Raw genomic sequence first — 15,090 nt, forward strand, 5'->3', positions numbered from 1 at the left:
GGCTCACGCGGCGGCGGCCGCGGCTCGGGCCCGGTCGCGGATCCGCAGCAGCCGCGAGCGGGTGACCCCCAGCAGCAGGTCGCAGCGACCGAGTGGCATCAGGTCCGGGACGCCGGCCGGCCGCCCCCAGCGGTCGACCGGGCGACCGCGGAACCCGAGCAGGGCGGTGCGGACGGTGCCGCCGTACCCCGACGCCGGCGGCCGGAGCGCGAGGGCCTCCTGCACCACTCCGACGCGCATCCCGCCCACGGGGCTGAACAGGCCGTTGGCCTTGCCGACCGCCCAGCAGATGCCACCGGCCACGTGCGCGGCACTCGCTGCCCGGCCGACCACGTCCGGGTCGTCGGCCCACAGTGCGAGCAGTGCGTGCCGGAAGGCGTAGGACGTCTCCGCGTCGAAGCACCGCTCCGCGACCGCGTCGAGGAGCTCTGCGGCCGCCTCCACCCGCTCCCGGCCGGCGCGATCCGGGTACTCGGCGGGCAGGTCGATCCGGTCATCGCTCAACGGCTCGTCGGTGAGCCCGTCGACGGCAGCGCTGCCGCCGCACACGCCCGCGAGCCACTGCGCCACCTGCTCGTGCGGGGCCAGCGGCGGCGGCTCGGGCGGCCGTGCCTCCCGGTCGTGGCGCAACGCGACGGCCTCCCACTCGGTGCCGGTGGCCGGCTCGCGCCAGGTGTCGACCAGCCGGCCGTCGACGAAGACCAGGTGGGTGACCCGGTCGACGGGGGGATCGTCGAACGCCCGGCCGCCGTAGCGGTCGTCGTAGCCGCGGAGCGGGTCGTGGTAGCGGTACATGGGACCTCCGATCGGGATGGGCGCACCACGCTGGCACGTCCCGCCCCCGATCGGCCGGCGTCATCCACAGGCCCGTCGGGGGGCCTGCTCTCCGCGCCGGTCAGCGCAGCTCGCCGGCGAGGTCGAGGGGGTTGGCCGTGAGGACATGCGCGAGGCCCAGCAGCCGCCCGCTCCGCGCCGCCGCGAAGTCCGCGAAGTCCCTGTCCATCCCGGGCTCCATCCTGGGTTCCCTCCAGGTCCTCCCGACGGTCGTCGGCCGCTGGCTTAGTGTTCCTTGACGGAGGACCGGAGCGAAACATTGACGGACGCTCAGGAATGGGCGCTGACCGGCACGCGCTACCGTGTCCAGCCGCACGTCCTTTCGGGAGACCAGGACCCGTCCAGCAGGAGAGAGAAGAGCAGTGGCCCACAAGTTGGTCATCGTCGAGTCCCCGGCGAAGGCCCGCACCATCGGCGGGTACCTCGGCCAGGGGTACGTCGTCGAGTCCTCGATCGGCCACATCCGCGACCTGCCGCAGAGCGCCGCGGACACCCCGGCGAAGATCAAGGACAAGCCGTGGGGCCGGCTCGCCGTCGACGTCGACAACGGCTTCGAGCCGTACTACGTGGTGCCGCGCGACAAGAGGTCGCACATCTCCAAGCTGAAGTCGCTGCTCAAGGACGCCGACGAGCTCTACCTCGCCACCGACGAGGACCGCGAGGGCGAGGCGATCGCCTGGCACCTGCTCGACGAGCTCAAGCCGAAGGACATCCCGGTCAAGCGGATGGTCTTCCACGAGATCACCAAGCCCGCGATCCTCGCCGCCGCGGAGCACCCGCGCGAGCTCGACATGGATCTGGTCGAGGCCCAGGAGGCGCGCCGCATCCTCGACCGGCTCTACGGCTACGAGGTCAGCCCGGTGCTCTGGAAGAAGGTCATGTCCGGCCTGTCCGCCGGCCGCGTGCAGTCCGTAGCGACCCGCCTGGTCGTGGACCGCGAGCGGGAGCGGATGGCGTTCCGGGTCGCGTCGTACTGGGACCTCGAGGGGACCTTCGACGCCGGTGCGACCAAGGAGCCCCGGATGTTCCCGGCCAAGCTCCACTCGATCGATGGCGGCCGGGTCGCCGGCGGCTCCGATTTCGGAGCGGACGGCCTGCTGAAGAGCAAGAAGGGCGAGCGGGTCCACCTGGACCGCGCGGGGGCCGAGGCCCTGGTCGCGGCGCTGGCGGACACGTCGTTCGACGTCCGCTCGGTGGAGGCCAAGCCCTACCGGCGCTCGCCGTACGCGCCGTTCCGCACGACCACCCTCCAGCAGGAGGCCAGCCGCAAGCTCGGCATGAGCGCGTCGGTGACGATGTCGGTGGCCCAGCGGCTCTACGAGAACGGCTTCATCACCTACATGCGCACCGACTCGACCACGCTGTCGGGCGGCGCGGTCGAGGCGGCGCGCTCGCAGGTGCGTGAGCTGTACGGCGCCGAGTACCTGCCGGACACGCCGCGGACCTACGCCAGCAAGGTGAAGAACGCCCAGGAGGCGCACGAGGCGATCCGGCCGGCCGGCGACTCGTTCCGCACGCCGGCGCAGACCGGCCTGACCGGCGACCAGTTCCGGGTCTACGAGCTGATCTGGATGCGCACCGTCGCCTCACAGATGAAGGACGCGGTCGGCCAGTCCGTCTCCGTCCGCGTCGGGGGCGCCGCCGCCGACGGCCGCGACATCGTCTTCGGCGCGTCCGGCCGGGTGATCACCTTCCACGGGTTCCTCAAGGCGTACGTCGAGGGCACCGAGGGCGGCAAGCGCAGCGACGACGACCAGGTGCCGCTGCCCGACCTCCACGAGGGCGACGCGGTCTCCGCGGCCTCGCTCGCGGCCAACGGCCACGAGACCAAGCCGCCGGCGCGCTACACCGAGGCGACCTTGATCAAGGAGCTCGAGGACCGCGAGATCGGCCGCCCGTCGACGTACGCCTCGATCATCGGCACGATCCTCAACCGCGGCTACGTGTACAAGAAGGGCACCGCGCTGGTGCCGGCCTGGCTCGCGTTCTCGGTGACCCGGCTGCTCGAGGAGCACTTCCCGCGGCAGGTGTCCTACGAGTTCACCGCGGGCATGGAGGACGTCCTCGACGAGATCGCCGGTGGCCGCAAGAACCTGAAGTCCGAGCTGAGCGAGTTCTACTACGGCTCCGAGACCGTCACCGGCCTCAAGCCGCTGGTCGACGGCCTGGGCGACATCGACGCCCGCGAGCTCGCGACGTTCCCGATCGGGGGCGCCGAGTCGGGCATCAACCTCCGGGTGGGCCGGTACGGCCCGTACCTGGAGGGCCCCGACGACGAGGGGACGGCGTACGCCCGGCGCGCCAACGTGCCCGACGACCTGCCGCCCGACGAGCTCACGCTCGACCGGGCCAAGGAGCTGCTCGCCAACCCGGCCGGCGAGGAGATCCGGCTGGGCGTGCATCCCGAGTCCGGTCTCGAGGTGGTCGCCAAGAACGGCCGGTTCGGCCCCTACGTGACCGAGGTGCTCCCCGAGGACGCACCCAAGTCCGCACGACCGCGCACCGGCTCGCTGTTCAAGTCGATGTCGCTGGACACCGTCACGCTCGAGGACGCGGTCAGGCTGCTGTCGCTGCCGCGGGTGGTCGGCGTGGCCGAGGACGGCGAGGAGATCACCGCCCAGAACGGCCGCTACGGGCCGTACCTGAAGAAGGGCACCGACTCCCGGTCCCTGACCTCCGAGGACCAGCTCCTGACGGTCACCCTCGACGAGGCGCTGCGGATCTACGCCCAGCCCAAGCAACGGGGCCGGGCGGCGGCCGCCGCGCCGCTCAAGGAGCTCGGCAACGACCCGGTGTCGGGCCAGCCGGTGGTGGTCAAGGCCGGCCGGTTCGGCGAGTACGTCACCGACGGCGAGTACAACGCCACCCTCCGCAAGGAGGACTCGGTCGAGTCGATCACGATCGAGCGCGCCGCGGAGCTGCTCGCGGAGCGCCGGGCCAAGGGCCCGGCCAAGAAGGCCGCCAAGAAGGGCGCGAAGAAGGCCGCCAAGAGGACGACCGCCAAGAAGGCGACCACCAAGAAGGCCGCTACGAAGAAGGCCGCCACGAAGAAGCCGGGAGCGAAGAAGGCGACCTAGCAGGTCGCCGCCCAGAGCGCCTCGGCCGCGCGCCGACTCGGGCCTCGGCGTCTCCGGGCCCGGTCGCGCTGTCCAGCGCGAGCCTGCGGCCGGGGTCGGCGGTGGTCCAGCAACGGTTGGTGGTGAGGGTTCGGTTGCCTGGGCACCGCTGGCCGGCCGGGCCCTGGCCGGGGCCAGCCGACGCCTCGGCCGCTCGGCGGTGGACCCGCGGTGGAAACCGTCGGCGGCGCACCGTAGGTTCCTCGCGTGAGCACAGGACCCGCCCCGGCGCGACCCGGGGTGTACGCCGACACCGGTGTCTTCGTGTGCTTCGAGGGCGGCGAGGGGTCGGGGAAGTCCACCCAGTCCGGCCTGCTGCGCGACTGGTTGGAGTCGCGCGGCTTCGCGGTCCTGCTCACCTTCGAGCCCGGGGACAGCGAGGTCGGCCGCAAGCTCCGCACGATCGTGCTCAGCCCCGAGACCGGTGAGATCTCCGACCGCACCGAGGCGCTGCTCTACGCCGCCGACAAGGCCGAGCACGTCGACACCGTCGTCCGGCCCGCCCTCGACCGCGGCGCGGTCGTCATCACCGACCGCTACGTCGACTCGATGCTCGCCTACCAGGGCGCGGGCCGGGCCCTCGACATCGGCGAGGTCGAGCAGGTCGCCCGCTGGGCGACCCACGACCTGCGCCCGCACCTGACCGTGGTGCTCGACCTCGAGCCCGAGCACGGGCTGGGCCGGTTCCGGGAGCGGGACCGGATCGAGGGGGAGTCCGTGGAGTTCCACCGCCGGGTCCGCGAGGGCTTCCTGCGGATGGCCGCGGCCGATCCGGAGCACTACCTCGTGCTCGACGCGCGGGGCGAGCGCGACGAGATCGCCGGGCTGGTCCGCGACCGCGTCGCGCCGCTGCTCGACCAGGCGAGGCGACCGTGACGGTCTGGGACAGCCTTGTCGGGCAGCACCGGCCGATCGCGGCGCTGCGCGCGGCGGCCGAGGGCCAGGGGATGAGCCACGCGTACCTCTTCACCGGGCCGCCCGGGTCGGGCCGGTCGAACGCGGCCGTCGCGTTCGCGGCGGCGCTGCAGTGCGAGCGTCCCGACGAGCGTGGGTGCGGCGAGTGCCACGAGTGCCACACCGTGCTGGCCGGCAGCCACGCCGACGTGGCGGTGATCCGCACCCAGAAGCTCTCCATCGGCGTCGACGAGATGCGCGACCTGGTGCGCCGCTCGGCCCTCGCCCCGGTCGGCCGGCGCTGGCAGATCATGATCGTCGAGGACGCCGACCGGCTCACCGAGCGCGCGTGGAACGCGCTGCTCAAGGCGATCGAGGAGCCCGCGGACCGCACCGTGTGGATGCTGTGCGCCCCTACGGTCGAGGACGTGCTGCCCACGGTCCGGTCGCGGTGCCGGCTGGTCACGCTGACCACCCCGACCACCGACGACGTCGCCGCGTTCCTGGTCCGCGCGGACGGGGCAGATGCCGCGGTGGCGTCGTACGCCGCCCGAGCGAGCCAGGGGCACATCGGCCGCGCGCGGGCGCTGGCCCGCGACGAGGCGACCCGCAACCGGCGTCGTGAGGTCGTCGCGCTGCCCGCGCGACTGGTCTCGCTGCGCGCCTGCATGGAGGCGGCCACCAGCCTCAGCGAGGTCGCCAAGCAGGAGGCCGAGCTGGTGACCGGCGAGCTCGACGCGCGGGAGAAGTCCGACCTGGACGCGGCGTACGGCGTGGTCGAGCGCGGCCGCCGCCCGCGGGAGTACGCGCCTGCTCTGCGCGATCTCGAGAAGGACCAGAAGACCCGCGCCAAGCGGCGCCACCTCGACATCGTCGACCGAGGCCTGATGGACCTGGTATCGGTCTACCGGGACGCGATCGCGGTCGCGACCGGGGCCGCGGGTCCGCTGGTGAACGAGGAGATCCGCGGCGACGTCGAGCTGCTCGCCCGGGTCTCCGCGCCCGAGGCCAACCTGCGCCGGATCGCGGCGATCTTCGAGGCCCGCGAGCAGATGCTGGAGTTCAACGTGCAGCCGATGCTGGCGCTGGAGTCGATGATGGTCGCGCTCGTCGCGCCCGAGGTGCGGGCCGGGTGAGGCGCGCACTGGTGGTCCTCGTCGTCATCGCGCTGCTGCTCGGTGTCGGCGGCGTCGCGGTGCTCGTCGCGCTCGACCCTGGCGGGGACACGTCCGGCCCCGCGCCACGCACTGACGTGCCGACCACGGTCCCCGAGCCCGCGGCCACCGAGCCGCCTGCTCCCGGTCTCGCGCCGTTCTACTCCCAGACCCTGGCCTGGTCGGTGTGCCCCGACGACGACGCACTGTGCGCGACGCTCACCGTGCCGCTCGACTACCGGCACCCGGGCGGCGAGACGATCGACCTGGCCGTGCTCAAGGTGCCCGCCGAGGATCCTGGGCGGCGGATCGGGTCGCTGGTGGTCAATCCCGGCGGCCCCGGCGCGCCGGGCACGGACTACGCCGCGAGCGCGGCGGCGGTCTTCCGCGACCCGCTGCTCGAGGTCTACGACATCGTCGGCTTCGATCCGCGGGGCACCGGCGACAGCGCGCCGGTCGACTGCCTCACCGACGACCAGCTCGACGACTACATCGCGACCGACCCCGACCCGGACACCCCCGCCGAGGTGGCCGCCTACGAGGGCTGGGTCGAGGCGTTCGGCGAGGGCTGCGCCGAGCGGTCGGGGCGGCTCGCCGCGCATGTCACCACGATCGAGGCCGCCCGGGACATGGACGTCCTGCGCGCGGCGCTCGGCGAGTCGGCGATGACCTACTTCGGCGCGTCCTACGGCACCAAGCTGGGGGCGACGTACGCCGACCTGTTCCCCGACAAGGTGGGCCGGCTGGTGCTCGACGGCGCGGTCGACCTCTCGATCAGCTCCCGGGAGCTCAGCCTCGAGCAGGCCGCGGGCTTCGAGACGGCGCTGCGGGCCTACGTCTCCAACTGCGTCGAGCAGACCGACGGCTGCTTCCTCGGCGACACCGTCGACGAGGGCCTGCAGCGGATCCGACAGTTCATCGACGACGTCGACGCGCACCCGCTGCCGGGCAGCGGGGACCGCGAGCTCGACGTCGGCAACGCGTTCTACGGCATCGTGCTGCCGCTCTACAGCCGCGACTACTGGACGATCCTGAGCCAGGCGCTGCGCCTCGGCCTCGAAGGTGACGGATCGGCGCTGCTCCGGCTCTCCGACCTGTACAACTCGCGTGGGTCCAGCGGCTACCAGGACAACGCCTCCGAGGCCATCTACGCGATCAACTGCCTCGACGACCCCTATGCCATCCCTGCCGACCAGGTGCCCGCGAACCTGCCGGACTTCGAGGCCGCCTCACCGACCTTCGGCAGCGTCTTCGCCTGGGGTCTGACCACCTGCGGCGGAATCCAGGTCCGGTCGACCGAGAAGCCGCGGACGGTTCGGGCGGCCGGCGCCGCCCCGATCGTCGTCATCGGCACGACCCGCGACCCCGCGACGCCGTACGACTGGGCGGTGCACCTGGCCGACCAGCTGGAGTCGGGCGTGCTGGTCAGCCGCGACGGCGACGGCCACACTGGCTACAACTCCGGCAACGACTGCGTGGACGGCGCGGTCGAGGACTACCTGGTCGACGGCACCGTCCCGGAGGACGGGCTGAGCTGCTGATCGCGTCTGGCGAGGCCGCGTCTGGCGGGCGGCGGTCAGTCGCTGAGCAGGGTGTGCACCTCGTCGGCGGTCGCCTCGCCCGAGCGGACCGCGCCCTCCATGTAGCCGTTCCACACCGGTGAGCACTCCGCACCGGCCCAGTGCAGGCGGCCGACCGGCTCGCGCAGGGCATGCCCGAAGCCGGTCCACACCCCGGGCGCGAAGTGCGCCCCGTAGCAGCCGCGGGTGAACTCCTCGGCCATCCAGTCCCGCTCGACGTACTCCAGCGGTGCCGCCGCGCGCGGCCCGAAGTAGCGCACGAGGCAGTCGACGACCGCGGCCCGTCGCTCCTCGTCCGGTCGCCGCGCCCACTCCCGGCCGTCCGCGGCCTCGATGAAGCCCATCAGGATGCCGCGCTCGTAGCCGGGCGGGGTGTTGTCGAAGGTGACCTTGACCGGCCCGACATCCGATCCGGCCTGGCCGTTGAGCCCGTCCTCGCGCCAGAACGGCGTGGGGTAGACCGCGTAGACCTTGAACACGCTGCCCGCCGGGACCTTCTGGGTCAGCTGGTCGCGCCAGCTCGGCAGCGGCGGGTCGTACTCCAGCCGCCCGGCGAGCGCCGGCGGCACGGTGATGATCGCGCGGTCCGCGTCGTACGTCGCGCCGTCGCGGGTCGTGATCCGCACCCGGTCCTCGTCCTGCCGCACCCCACGCACCGGCTGTCCGAGACGTACGTCGAGGCCGGTGGCGAGCCGCTCACTGACCCGCCACGACCCGCCGAGGACGCGGTCCTGCTGCGCCCCGCGGTCGACCGCCATCAGCGTGTCCATGTCGGTGCCCGAACGGGTGTAGAACAGCGCGTGCAGCAGCGAGAGGTCGGAGAGGTCGGCGGAGAAGACCGCCTCGCAGTAGAGCTCGAAGTAGGCCCGGCCCTCACGCGTGCGCAGGTTGCGCCGCACCCAGGTGCGGAACGTCTGGCCGTCGAGGGCGGCCGCCCGGTCGGTGGTCCACGGCCGGTCGAGGTCGACCTGGCGGGCCAGCCGGGCGAAGCGCAGCGTGCCCTGGGCCAGGTCGGCGATCGCGAACGGGTTGAGCCGCGGGATCGCCCCCTTCCGCCCTGCGAGCCGGCCGGTCCGCCCGCACAGGGAGAACACGATGTCGCCGTCGTTGTACGTCGGAATCGTCTCGAGCCCGAGCTCCCCGATGAGCTCGTACATCCGGTCCTGGGTCGGCCCCACCCACTGGCCGCCCAGCTCGATCCACTGCCCGTCGCTGAGGGCGCCGGCCTCGGTGCGGCCGCCGACCCGGTCGCGCGCCTCGAGGACGACCACCGACCGGCCGGCCGCCTGCAGCCGTCGGGCCGCCGCCAGGCCGGAGAGCCCGGCTCCCACCACGATGACCTCGCTCATGCGCCTACCGCCTTCCGTTCGAACGCCGTCCAGCGCCGGCGGACCCAGGCCGGCCTCGAGTCACCCGAGGTCGCCGCGGCGAGCGCCGACCACCGCTCCCGGAGCACCTCCGCCTCCGCGAGCGCGGCCGCGGTCGACGGCGGCTCGGCGAGCCACCGCCGCTGGGTCTCGTCGCGCTCCGGCGCGATCCGCCCCTCGACGCCGGCCCAGTCGCGCAGCGCGTCGCGGTGCAGCCGCTCGTGCCGCCACCACAGCGAGCGGTCGTCGCGCCGGTTGCTCACGCCCTCGGTGGGGTACGCCGCCTCCGCGAGCGGATCGTCCACGCGCAGCGGTACGAACACCGACAGCGCCGGGTCCGCCGTGCCGGTCGCCCAGTGGGTGCCGGATCCGAGGTCGCTCACCCACGAGGAGACGGTCTGGCTGGAGGCGAGCAGGCCGCCCGCGTGCATGTTGGGCCCGGCCATCGAGCCGTTGACCGGTGACCACCGCGGTCCACCGTCGGTGCCGTTGTCGCGCAGGATCGAGATCGCGTCGAGCACCCCCTCCGAGCCGCCGGCCCGACGCTCGGTCAGCGACCGGCGCCCGGCGCAGCCCGCGACCCGGCCGCGCAGCCGGTCGGCGTACCGCTCCGCGAAGCCCGGGATCGTGAGCCCGTTGCTGATGCTCCGCGCGGGACCGGTCACGTCCTCGGTCGCCCAGTGGCGCCCGGCGGTCTCGAGCACGATCGCGCCGTCGCGGTCGGCGACCAGGAAGCTGTTGTGATAGGTGAACCGGCGGTGCTCGACGCTGCACGGCCCGCTCTGTCCGTGCTCCTCGAGGAGGGCGACGATCACCTCGACGGCGTCGCGTGCCGACGCCGCGCGCTCGAGCGCGAGCCGCAGCAGGTCCATCCCGAGCAGCCCGGGAGCGAGTCCGGCGCGCTCCTTGGTGAAGACCGCCTCGTTGCCGAGGGCGACGCCGTGCTCGTTGGCGCCCATCTCCGCGCCCCACATCCACCACGGTCGCGAGACGACGGTCGCGTGGGTGCGCGCGACCTGCGGGAGGTCGACGTACGTCGTGCGGGCCCGGGCGCCGGCCTCGTGGGTCGCGGCCGGCGTCCACTCCCACAGCTGCGCCTCGTTGGGGTCGCGGTCGGAGTTCTTCGCGAGCACCGGACCCGAGTCGGCGCGGAAGACGAGGGTGTCGCACACGCGTCGCAGCGTAGGGGTGCGCGGCCCGGCGCGGGAGTCCTTTGCGCGGAGCCCGTCGGACCAGCCGCGCGGCCTCACGACGCCCGCCCCGTCCGGCAGGCCCCGCAGCCGGCTACCGCGAGGTCAGCACCTTCCCGAGGCCGACCAGCCCGGAGCCGAGCAGCTCCAGCCAGCTGAACGCGTCGTCCCAGAGCGTGATCCGGCCCTCGCGCACGGTGAAGGTGCCGCGCACCCGGAACGACGTCTCCCAGCCGGAGTACCGGATCACGTCGGTGCGGTCGGTCAGCACGGTGGCCTCGTCGGCCTGGTCGGGCTCGGCAGGGTCGTCGGTCGCCGCGACGTGGTGCCAGCGGACGTCGAAGCCCACGCCCCGGCGCTCCATGTCGCCGATCATCTGGTGCACGCGTGCGCCGCGGAAGGTGGGCATCGCGGTGTTGCGCCACTCCACCTCCGGGTCCAGGAGCGCGAGTGCCGCCTCCGTCTCGGCTCGGGCCAGGTGCTCGAGGAAGGCGCGGACGGTCTGCTCGGCGGTCATGGTCCGACGGTAGCCCGCGCCACGCGAGTGGTCACCGGGTCGGCGATCGCCTGGATCCGCTTGGTGGCGAGCTCGATCATCAACCGGGCGGCGGGGGAGAGGATCGCGCCGCTGCGGTGCACGACCGCGAAGGTGTCGTACTGGCGGGGCCGCAGCGCGACCCAGCCGGCGTTCGGCGCCAGCCGCGGCAGCAGCTGGCGGGCGGCCCCCTTGGGCACCACCGAGTCGGCGTACCCCATGCCGACCAGCTCCACAGCCGTCTCGATGTCCTCGACCTCGATCCGCGTGGTCGGGTTGCGTCCGGTCTCGTGGAGCATCTGGCGCAGCGTGGCGCGGGTCGAGTCGACCGCGCGGTACGTCGTCTCCGACATCACCAGGGAGGCCTGCGACAACCGGTGGGCGGTGACCGGCGTGGCGAGGCGGTCGGGGTCGGCGCTGATGTAGACGAGCTCCTCCTTGGCGACCGGAGTGATCGTCATGCCCTCGCTGTCGACGCTGGAGACCGCGAGCATCGCCGCCTCCAGGCGGCCGCGGCGCAGCTCCTCCGCGACCTCGGTGGAGTTCTGCCCGACCAGCTCCACGCGGACGCCCGGGAAGCGCGAGAGGACGTCGCCGATCAGCCCCGCGCCGGCGTAGAGGCGAGCGATGCCGAACATGCCGAAGCGGATCGTGCCGGTCTCGAACGACTTCACGCTCTGCACGGCCTGGCTCGCCTCGTCGACCGTCGCGAGGACCCGCTCCGCGTGCGGGCGCAGGATGTCGGCGACGGTGGTGGGGACCACGCCCCGGCCGACCCGGCGGAACAGCGGGACGCCGAGCGTCTTCTCCAGGGCACGGATCTGCTCGGAGACGGACGGCTGGGCGTAGCCGAGCTCCTCGGCCGCCGCCGTCAGCGAGCCGTGCTCGTAGGTCGCGAGGAAGCAGTTGAGCTGGTGCAGCGACAACATAGGAGCATCCTAGGGGAGATCCAGGAAAGAAAGGCTAGCCCTATGTTTCGCACCTGGCGAGAATGGTGCCGTCCCCGTCCGTTCGCGCCTCGAGGAGGTCTTCGATGTTCGATCACCACTGCACGGCATGCGACCAGCGCCAGCTGATCTTCCCGAGCCGGGTCACGGGTCTGACCAACACCGACCACGGCATCGTCCTCGCCTTCACCTGCTGGTGCGGGGCCGCGCAGACGCTGCTCACCGGTCGCCGCGCCGCCCACCCGCCGCGGACCACGCTGGCCGCCTAAGCCTCGGGTCCCACCCCCGGTCCCCTCGCCGGCGGCGCCTCCGATCGCCGACCGCCGAGGACCCTCGACGCCGGTCCCGGTGCCGTTTTCGTGCACCGGACCGGCGTCCGTATACTTCTCCGGGCTGCCCGGCGCCGTACGGCCCACCACGCAGCACGCCGCCTTAGCTCAGTCGGTAGAGCGTCTCACTCGTAATGAGAAGGTCGTCGGTTCGATTCCGACAGGCGGCTCCAGTGTGATGTATGAGCTCGGGTCCTCCTTGACGGAGTGGCTCGGGTTCGTGCTTTACGTGGCTTCGGTAGTTGCTTGACGCTGGCTCCGGTACCTCCTTGACACTCCCTGATGATCAGGGAGCTCAGCGTGCTGTCGTGGCAACAGATCTGCCTCGGCAAAGCCGCCGCTGGCAAGTCCGTCGACGTCTACGTCACCGATCGAGTCATCCAGGTCTGGGACGGCAACCAGCTCCTCAAGACCGCAGCCCGCACCACCACAGGGGAGGTGAGGAAGAAGCGCGCCTCGGTCACCCGAACCGAGGACTAATCTCCAACCAGAGTGTCAACGAGGAACCGGAACCCTCACGTCAAGCAGGAACCGGAGCTCAACAGCGGCTCTCTGTGAGGGCGCCCCTCGGGCGCGCGGAATCGCTGTCCGAGCGCGCCTTTCCCATTCCTTCGCAGCGCCGAGTCCGGTGCTGCCTCGCCCCGAGTTCTGTGGCAGGTTGTCGTATCCCAGAGACGCGGTTCGTGGTCAGGGTGATGGCGGTCGCGACGACCGCCCGGACCGAGGAGAAGACATGACGCACTACCTGCTGAGCGTGCACGGGCCGGCCGAGCGGAACGAGTTCGGCAACTACGGCTCCCGCGAGGAGATGGAGGAGGCGTTCGCCGCGACCGGCGCCTTCAACGACAAGCTCCATGCCGAGGGCTACTGGGTCTTCGCCGGCGGGCTCGAGGCGGCGTCGTCGGCGACCGTCGTCGACGGTCAGGGGGAGACCCCGCTGTTCACCGACGGGCCCTACCTCGAGACCAAGGAGGTGATCGGGGGCTTCTGGGTCATCGACGCCCCCGACCTGGACGTCGCGCTCGACCTCGCAGCCCAGGGATCGAAGGCCTGTCGTGGCAAGGTCGAGGTCCGTCCGTTCGAGGGCCTCGCCTGATCGCTCGGTTGCCTGCCGGGCTGGACCGGCCACGCGAGAGCTAGCGGCCGGTCCAGCGTGGCTGTCGCTTCTCGACGAACGCGGTCGCGCCTTCGAGCGCGTCCTGCGACGACATCACCTGGGCGACCCGATCCTGTTGACGCCGCCAGAGGTCGGGGTCGTTCCAGCCGGCGGCGGTCGCCATGATCCACTTGCTCGTCCGCACGGCGAGCGGCCCGTTGCCGGCGATCGACTTGGCCAGTCCCACGGCCTGGCTCGCGCTGACCTTCGACCACCGAGCGGTCGACGGTGCGGACGCCACCCGGTGCCTGGTCGATGTACGCCGCAGGTTGGAGTCCTGGGACGTGGATGACTACCGCTGAGGGGCGTGTCGGCGTCACCCTGCCGTTCGACGACGTCCCGCTCGCGGGTCACCGGCCGCTCCTGCGCGCGCTGGTCGAGGCCGGCTACCGGGAGGTCTGGACGGGCGAGGTCGACGCGCTCGACGGCTTCGGGCCGCTGGCGCTGTTCTGCGGCAGGGAGGACGCCCTCACGATCTCCTGCGCCACCGCGAGCGTGTTCACCCGCGGGCCCGGCGTCCTGGCCATGACCGCGGCCACTCTTGCCGAGGTCGCACCGGGAGCGTGCCGGTTCGGCATCGGTGCCGGGTCGCCCGTGCTCGCCGAGACCTGGAACGGCGTCCCGTTCGAGGCGCCCTACCGGCGCACCGTCGACGCGTTCCGGCTCTCCCGCACGGTGGACGGGCCGCCGAAGCTGCTGCTCGGTGTTGCCGGCCCGCGGATGCAGGACTTCGCGGCCGCCGAGGCCGACACGATGGCCCTCAACTTCCTCTCGCCCGAGGACGTCGCCCGGATCCGGGACCGGGTGTCGACGGTCGAGCGGGTCCTCCCGACGCCGCTGGAGACCGCGGTGCGCGTCGTCCTGCTGCCGAGGGAGGGGCCCGGGGCCGAGCGGGCCGCGAGACCGTTCCTCGCGGGGTACCTGACCGTCCCGACGTATGCCGCCTTCCAGCGCTGGTTGGGCCGCGAGGCCGTGCTCGGTCCGATGAACGCGGCCTGGGCGGCCGGCGACCGGCGGGCCGCGGTGGCTGCGATACCCGACGAGGTGCTGCACGACCTGGTGGTCTTCGGCTCGTCGGCCAACTGTGCGGCCTCCGTCGAGCGGTACCTCGAGCGGGGCGCGGACGTCGTGACGATCGCGCTCGTCCCGGACCCGGACGCGGAGGCGCCAGAAGCCCGGGTGGAGTTCCTGGCAGCCCTGACTCAGGCGTCGGGCGTCGCGCGATCGAAGGGAACGCTCGCGAGCTGATCGGACCCGAGGCCGTAGACCAGGTAGTTCCAGAACTGGTAGGCGATCTCGCGCGACCGGAGGTTCCCACCAGGGCGGTACCACTGGTAGGCCCAGTTGCACATGCCGAAGGTGGCCAGCGCCGCCAGGTGGCGGTCGGTCTCGCGGAAGACGCCCAGTGCCATGCCCTCGCCGATCAGGCCCTCGACGATCTGCTCGTACCGGTCGCGCTTCACCCGGATCGGCCCCCTCGCCTCGGCCGGCAGCTCGCGGTGGTGCTCGAAGAACACGCGCACGTGGCCGCGGTGGGTCTCCATCAGCTCGAGGATGTCGGCCATCGCCTCGAGCAGCAACTGCTCGGGCCGGAGGCCGGTTCCGGCGCGTGCCTCGTGCCGGGCGATGAGCAGGTCGATGAACTCCTCGTGGATGGCGTGGAGGATCTCGTCCTTGCTCGGGAAGTAGTGGTACAGCGTCGGCTTCGCGACACCGACCTCGTGCGCGATGTCGTCCATCGTCGTGCTCGAGTAGCCGCCCTGGTCGAAGAGGCCCGCAGCCAAGGTCACGATCTGCTGTCGACGCTCGGCCGGCGACATCCGTCGGCGAGCAGCCCGCTCAGCTGTCTTCACACATCCATCCCTTCGTTCCAGTGCCGCAGCGTAGCGACAAGCTCCGGCCCCGGCTCAATTTAACCGACTGTTCGATCGGTTGGGTGCATGATCGCGTGACTGGACAGTGAAGGCTTCGTCGAGCTGAAACCATGG

16 protein-coding genes and 1 tRNA gene are annotated in these 15,090 nt (G+C 72.3%); 10 read left to right on the top strand and 7 right to left on the bottom strand.

Annotated features, from left to right (window positions below; translation table 11 throughout):
- Window positions 1-3: 3 nt before the first annotated feature.
- Window positions 4-795 (bottom strand): hypothetical protein, encoded by a 792-nt coding sequence (locus tag QMC84_RS12140; RefSeq protein WP_300375062.1) that lies wholly within the window; start codon window positions 793-795, stop codon window positions 4-6.
- 401 nt (window positions 796-1,196) lie between these two features.
- Here QMC84_RS12140 and topA point away from each other — a divergent pair, with 401 nt between their 5' ends.
- The 4 genes from topA (at window position 1,197) to QMC84_RS12160 (ending at window position 7,539) form a co-directional block, all read left to right on the top strand.
- Window positions 1,197-3,911 (top strand): type I DNA topoisomerase, encoded by a 2,715-nt coding sequence (gene topA / locus QMC84_RS12145; RefSeq protein WP_300375063.1) that lies wholly within the window; start codon window positions 1,197-1,199, stop codon window positions 3,909-3,911.
- Window positions 3,912-4,157: 246 nt separating this feature from the next.
- Complete coding sequence (gene tmk / locus QMC84_RS12150; RefSeq protein WP_300375064.1) at window positions 4,158-4,826, top strand: dTMP kinase; 669 nt, start codon at window positions 4,158-4,160, stop codon at window positions 4,824-4,826.
- Window positions 4,823-5,980: a DNA polymerase III subunit delta' gene (locus QMC84_RS12155; RefSeq protein WP_300375065.1), complete on the top strand. Its 1,158-nt coding sequence runs from the start codon at window positions 4,823-4,825 to the stop codon at window positions 5,978-5,980. The genes tmk and QMC84_RS12155 overlap by 4 nt, the downstream gene beginning before the upstream one ends.
- Window positions 5,977-7,539, top strand: coding sequence for an alpha/beta hydrolase (locus QMC84_RS12160; RefSeq protein WP_300375066.1), 1,563 nt, complete (start codon window positions 5,977-5,979; stop codon window positions 7,537-7,539). Before QMC84_RS12155 ends, QMC84_RS12160 begins: the two co-directional genes overlap by 4 nt.
- 35 nt (window positions 7,540-7,574) lie before the next feature.
- Here the strand turns inward: QMC84_RS12160 and QMC84_RS12165 are convergent, their stop codons facing one another.
- From QMC84_RS12165 to QMC84_RS12180, 4 genes are all read right to left on the bottom strand, one after another.
- Window positions 7,575-8,927 (bottom strand): flavin monoamine oxidase family protein, encoded by a 1,353-nt coding sequence (locus tag QMC84_RS12165; RefSeq protein WP_300375067.1) that lies wholly within the window; start codon window positions 8,925-8,927, stop codon window positions 7,575-7,577.
- Entirely contained in the window at window positions 8,924-10,117 is a 1,194-nt protein-coding gene (locus tag QMC84_RS12170; protein WP_300375068.1) for a carcinine hydrolase/isopenicillin-N N-acyltransferase family protein, read from the bottom strand. The genes QMC84_RS12165 and QMC84_RS12170 overlap by 4 nt, the downstream gene beginning before the upstream one ends.
- 112 nt (window positions 10,118-10,229) lie before the next feature.
- Complete coding sequence (locus tag QMC84_RS12175; RefSeq protein WP_300375069.1) at window positions 10,230-10,652, bottom strand: limonene-1,2-epoxide hydrolase family protein; 423 nt, start codon at window positions 10,650-10,652, stop codon at window positions 10,230-10,232.
- Window positions 10,649-11,599: a LysR family transcriptional regulator gene (locus tag QMC84_RS12180; RefSeq protein ID WP_300375070.1), complete on the bottom strand. Its 951-nt coding sequence runs from the start codon at window positions 11,597-11,599 to the stop codon at window positions 10,649-10,651. Before QMC84_RS12180 ends, QMC84_RS12175 begins: the two co-directional genes overlap by 4 nt.
- Window positions 11,600-11,703: 104 nt before the next feature.
- Here QMC84_RS12180 and QMC84_RS12185 point away from each other — a divergent pair, with 104 nt between their 5' ends.
- From QMC84_RS12185 to QMC84_RS12200, 4 genes are all read left to right on the top strand, one after another.
- Window positions 11,704-11,886 carry a hypothetical protein gene (locus tag QMC84_RS12185; protein WP_300375071.1) on the top strand — a complete coding sequence of 61 codons (183 nt, stop codon included), beginning with the start codon at window positions 11,704-11,706 and terminating at the stop codon, window positions 11,884-11,886.
- Between the two features lie 157 nt (window positions 11,887-12,043).
- Window positions 12,044-12,119, top strand: a tRNA-Thr gene (locus QMC84_RS12190).
- A gap of 109 nt (window positions 12,120-12,228) precedes the next feature.
- Window positions 12,229-12,426: a hypothetical protein gene (locus tag QMC84_RS12195; RefSeq protein WP_300375072.1), complete on the top strand. Its 198-nt coding sequence runs from the start codon at window positions 12,229-12,231 to the stop codon at window positions 12,424-12,426.
- 253 nt (window positions 12,427-12,679) lie between these two features.
- Window positions 12,680-13,042 (top strand): YciI family protein, encoded by a 363-nt coding sequence (locus QMC84_RS12200; protein ID WP_300375073.1) that lies wholly within the window; start codon window positions 12,680-12,682, stop codon window positions 13,040-13,042.
- Between the two features lie 40 nt (window positions 13,043-13,082).
- Here QMC84_RS12200 and QMC84_RS12205 read toward each other — a convergent pair whose 3' ends face one another.
- A complete protein-coding gene (locus tag QMC84_RS12205; protein ID WP_300375074.1) occupies window positions 13,083-13,226 on the bottom strand; it encodes a hypothetical protein in 144 nt (47 codons plus the stop codon).
- Between QMC84_RS12205 and QMC84_RS12210 the strand changes: the two genes are divergently transcribed.
- Both QMC84_RS12210 and QMC84_RS12215 read left to right on the top strand, forming a co-directional pair.
- Window positions 13,225-13,404: a 2-oxo acid dehydrogenase subunit E2 gene (locus QMC84_RS12210; RefSeq protein WP_300375075.1), complete on the top strand. Its 180-nt coding sequence runs from the start codon at window positions 13,225-13,227 to the stop codon at window positions 13,402-13,404. The two genes, QMC84_RS12205 and QMC84_RS12210, sit on opposite strands and share 2 nt — an antisense overlap.
- Window positions 13,391-14,350: an LLM class flavin-dependent oxidoreductase gene (locus QMC84_RS12215; protein WP_300375076.1), complete on the top strand. Its 960-nt coding sequence runs from the start codon at window positions 13,391-13,393 to the stop codon at window positions 14,348-14,350. Before QMC84_RS12210 ends, QMC84_RS12215 begins: the two co-directional genes overlap by 14 nt.
- Here QMC84_RS12215 and QMC84_RS12220 read toward each other — a convergent pair.
- Complete coding sequence (locus tag QMC84_RS12220) at window positions 14,305-14,955, bottom strand: TetR/AcrR family transcriptional regulator (protein ID WP_300375077.1); 651 nt, start codon at window positions 14,953-14,955, stop codon at window positions 14,305-14,307. The two genes, QMC84_RS12215 and QMC84_RS12220, sit on opposite strands and share 46 nt — an antisense overlap.
- Window positions 14,956-15,090 lie beyond the last annotated feature (135 nt).

The sequence above is a fragment of the Nocardioides sp. genome, from assembly GCF_030019515.1.
In the GTDB taxonomy this organism is placed as follows: Bacteria; Actinomycetota; Actinomycetes; order Propionibacteriales; family Nocardioidaceae; genus Nocardioides.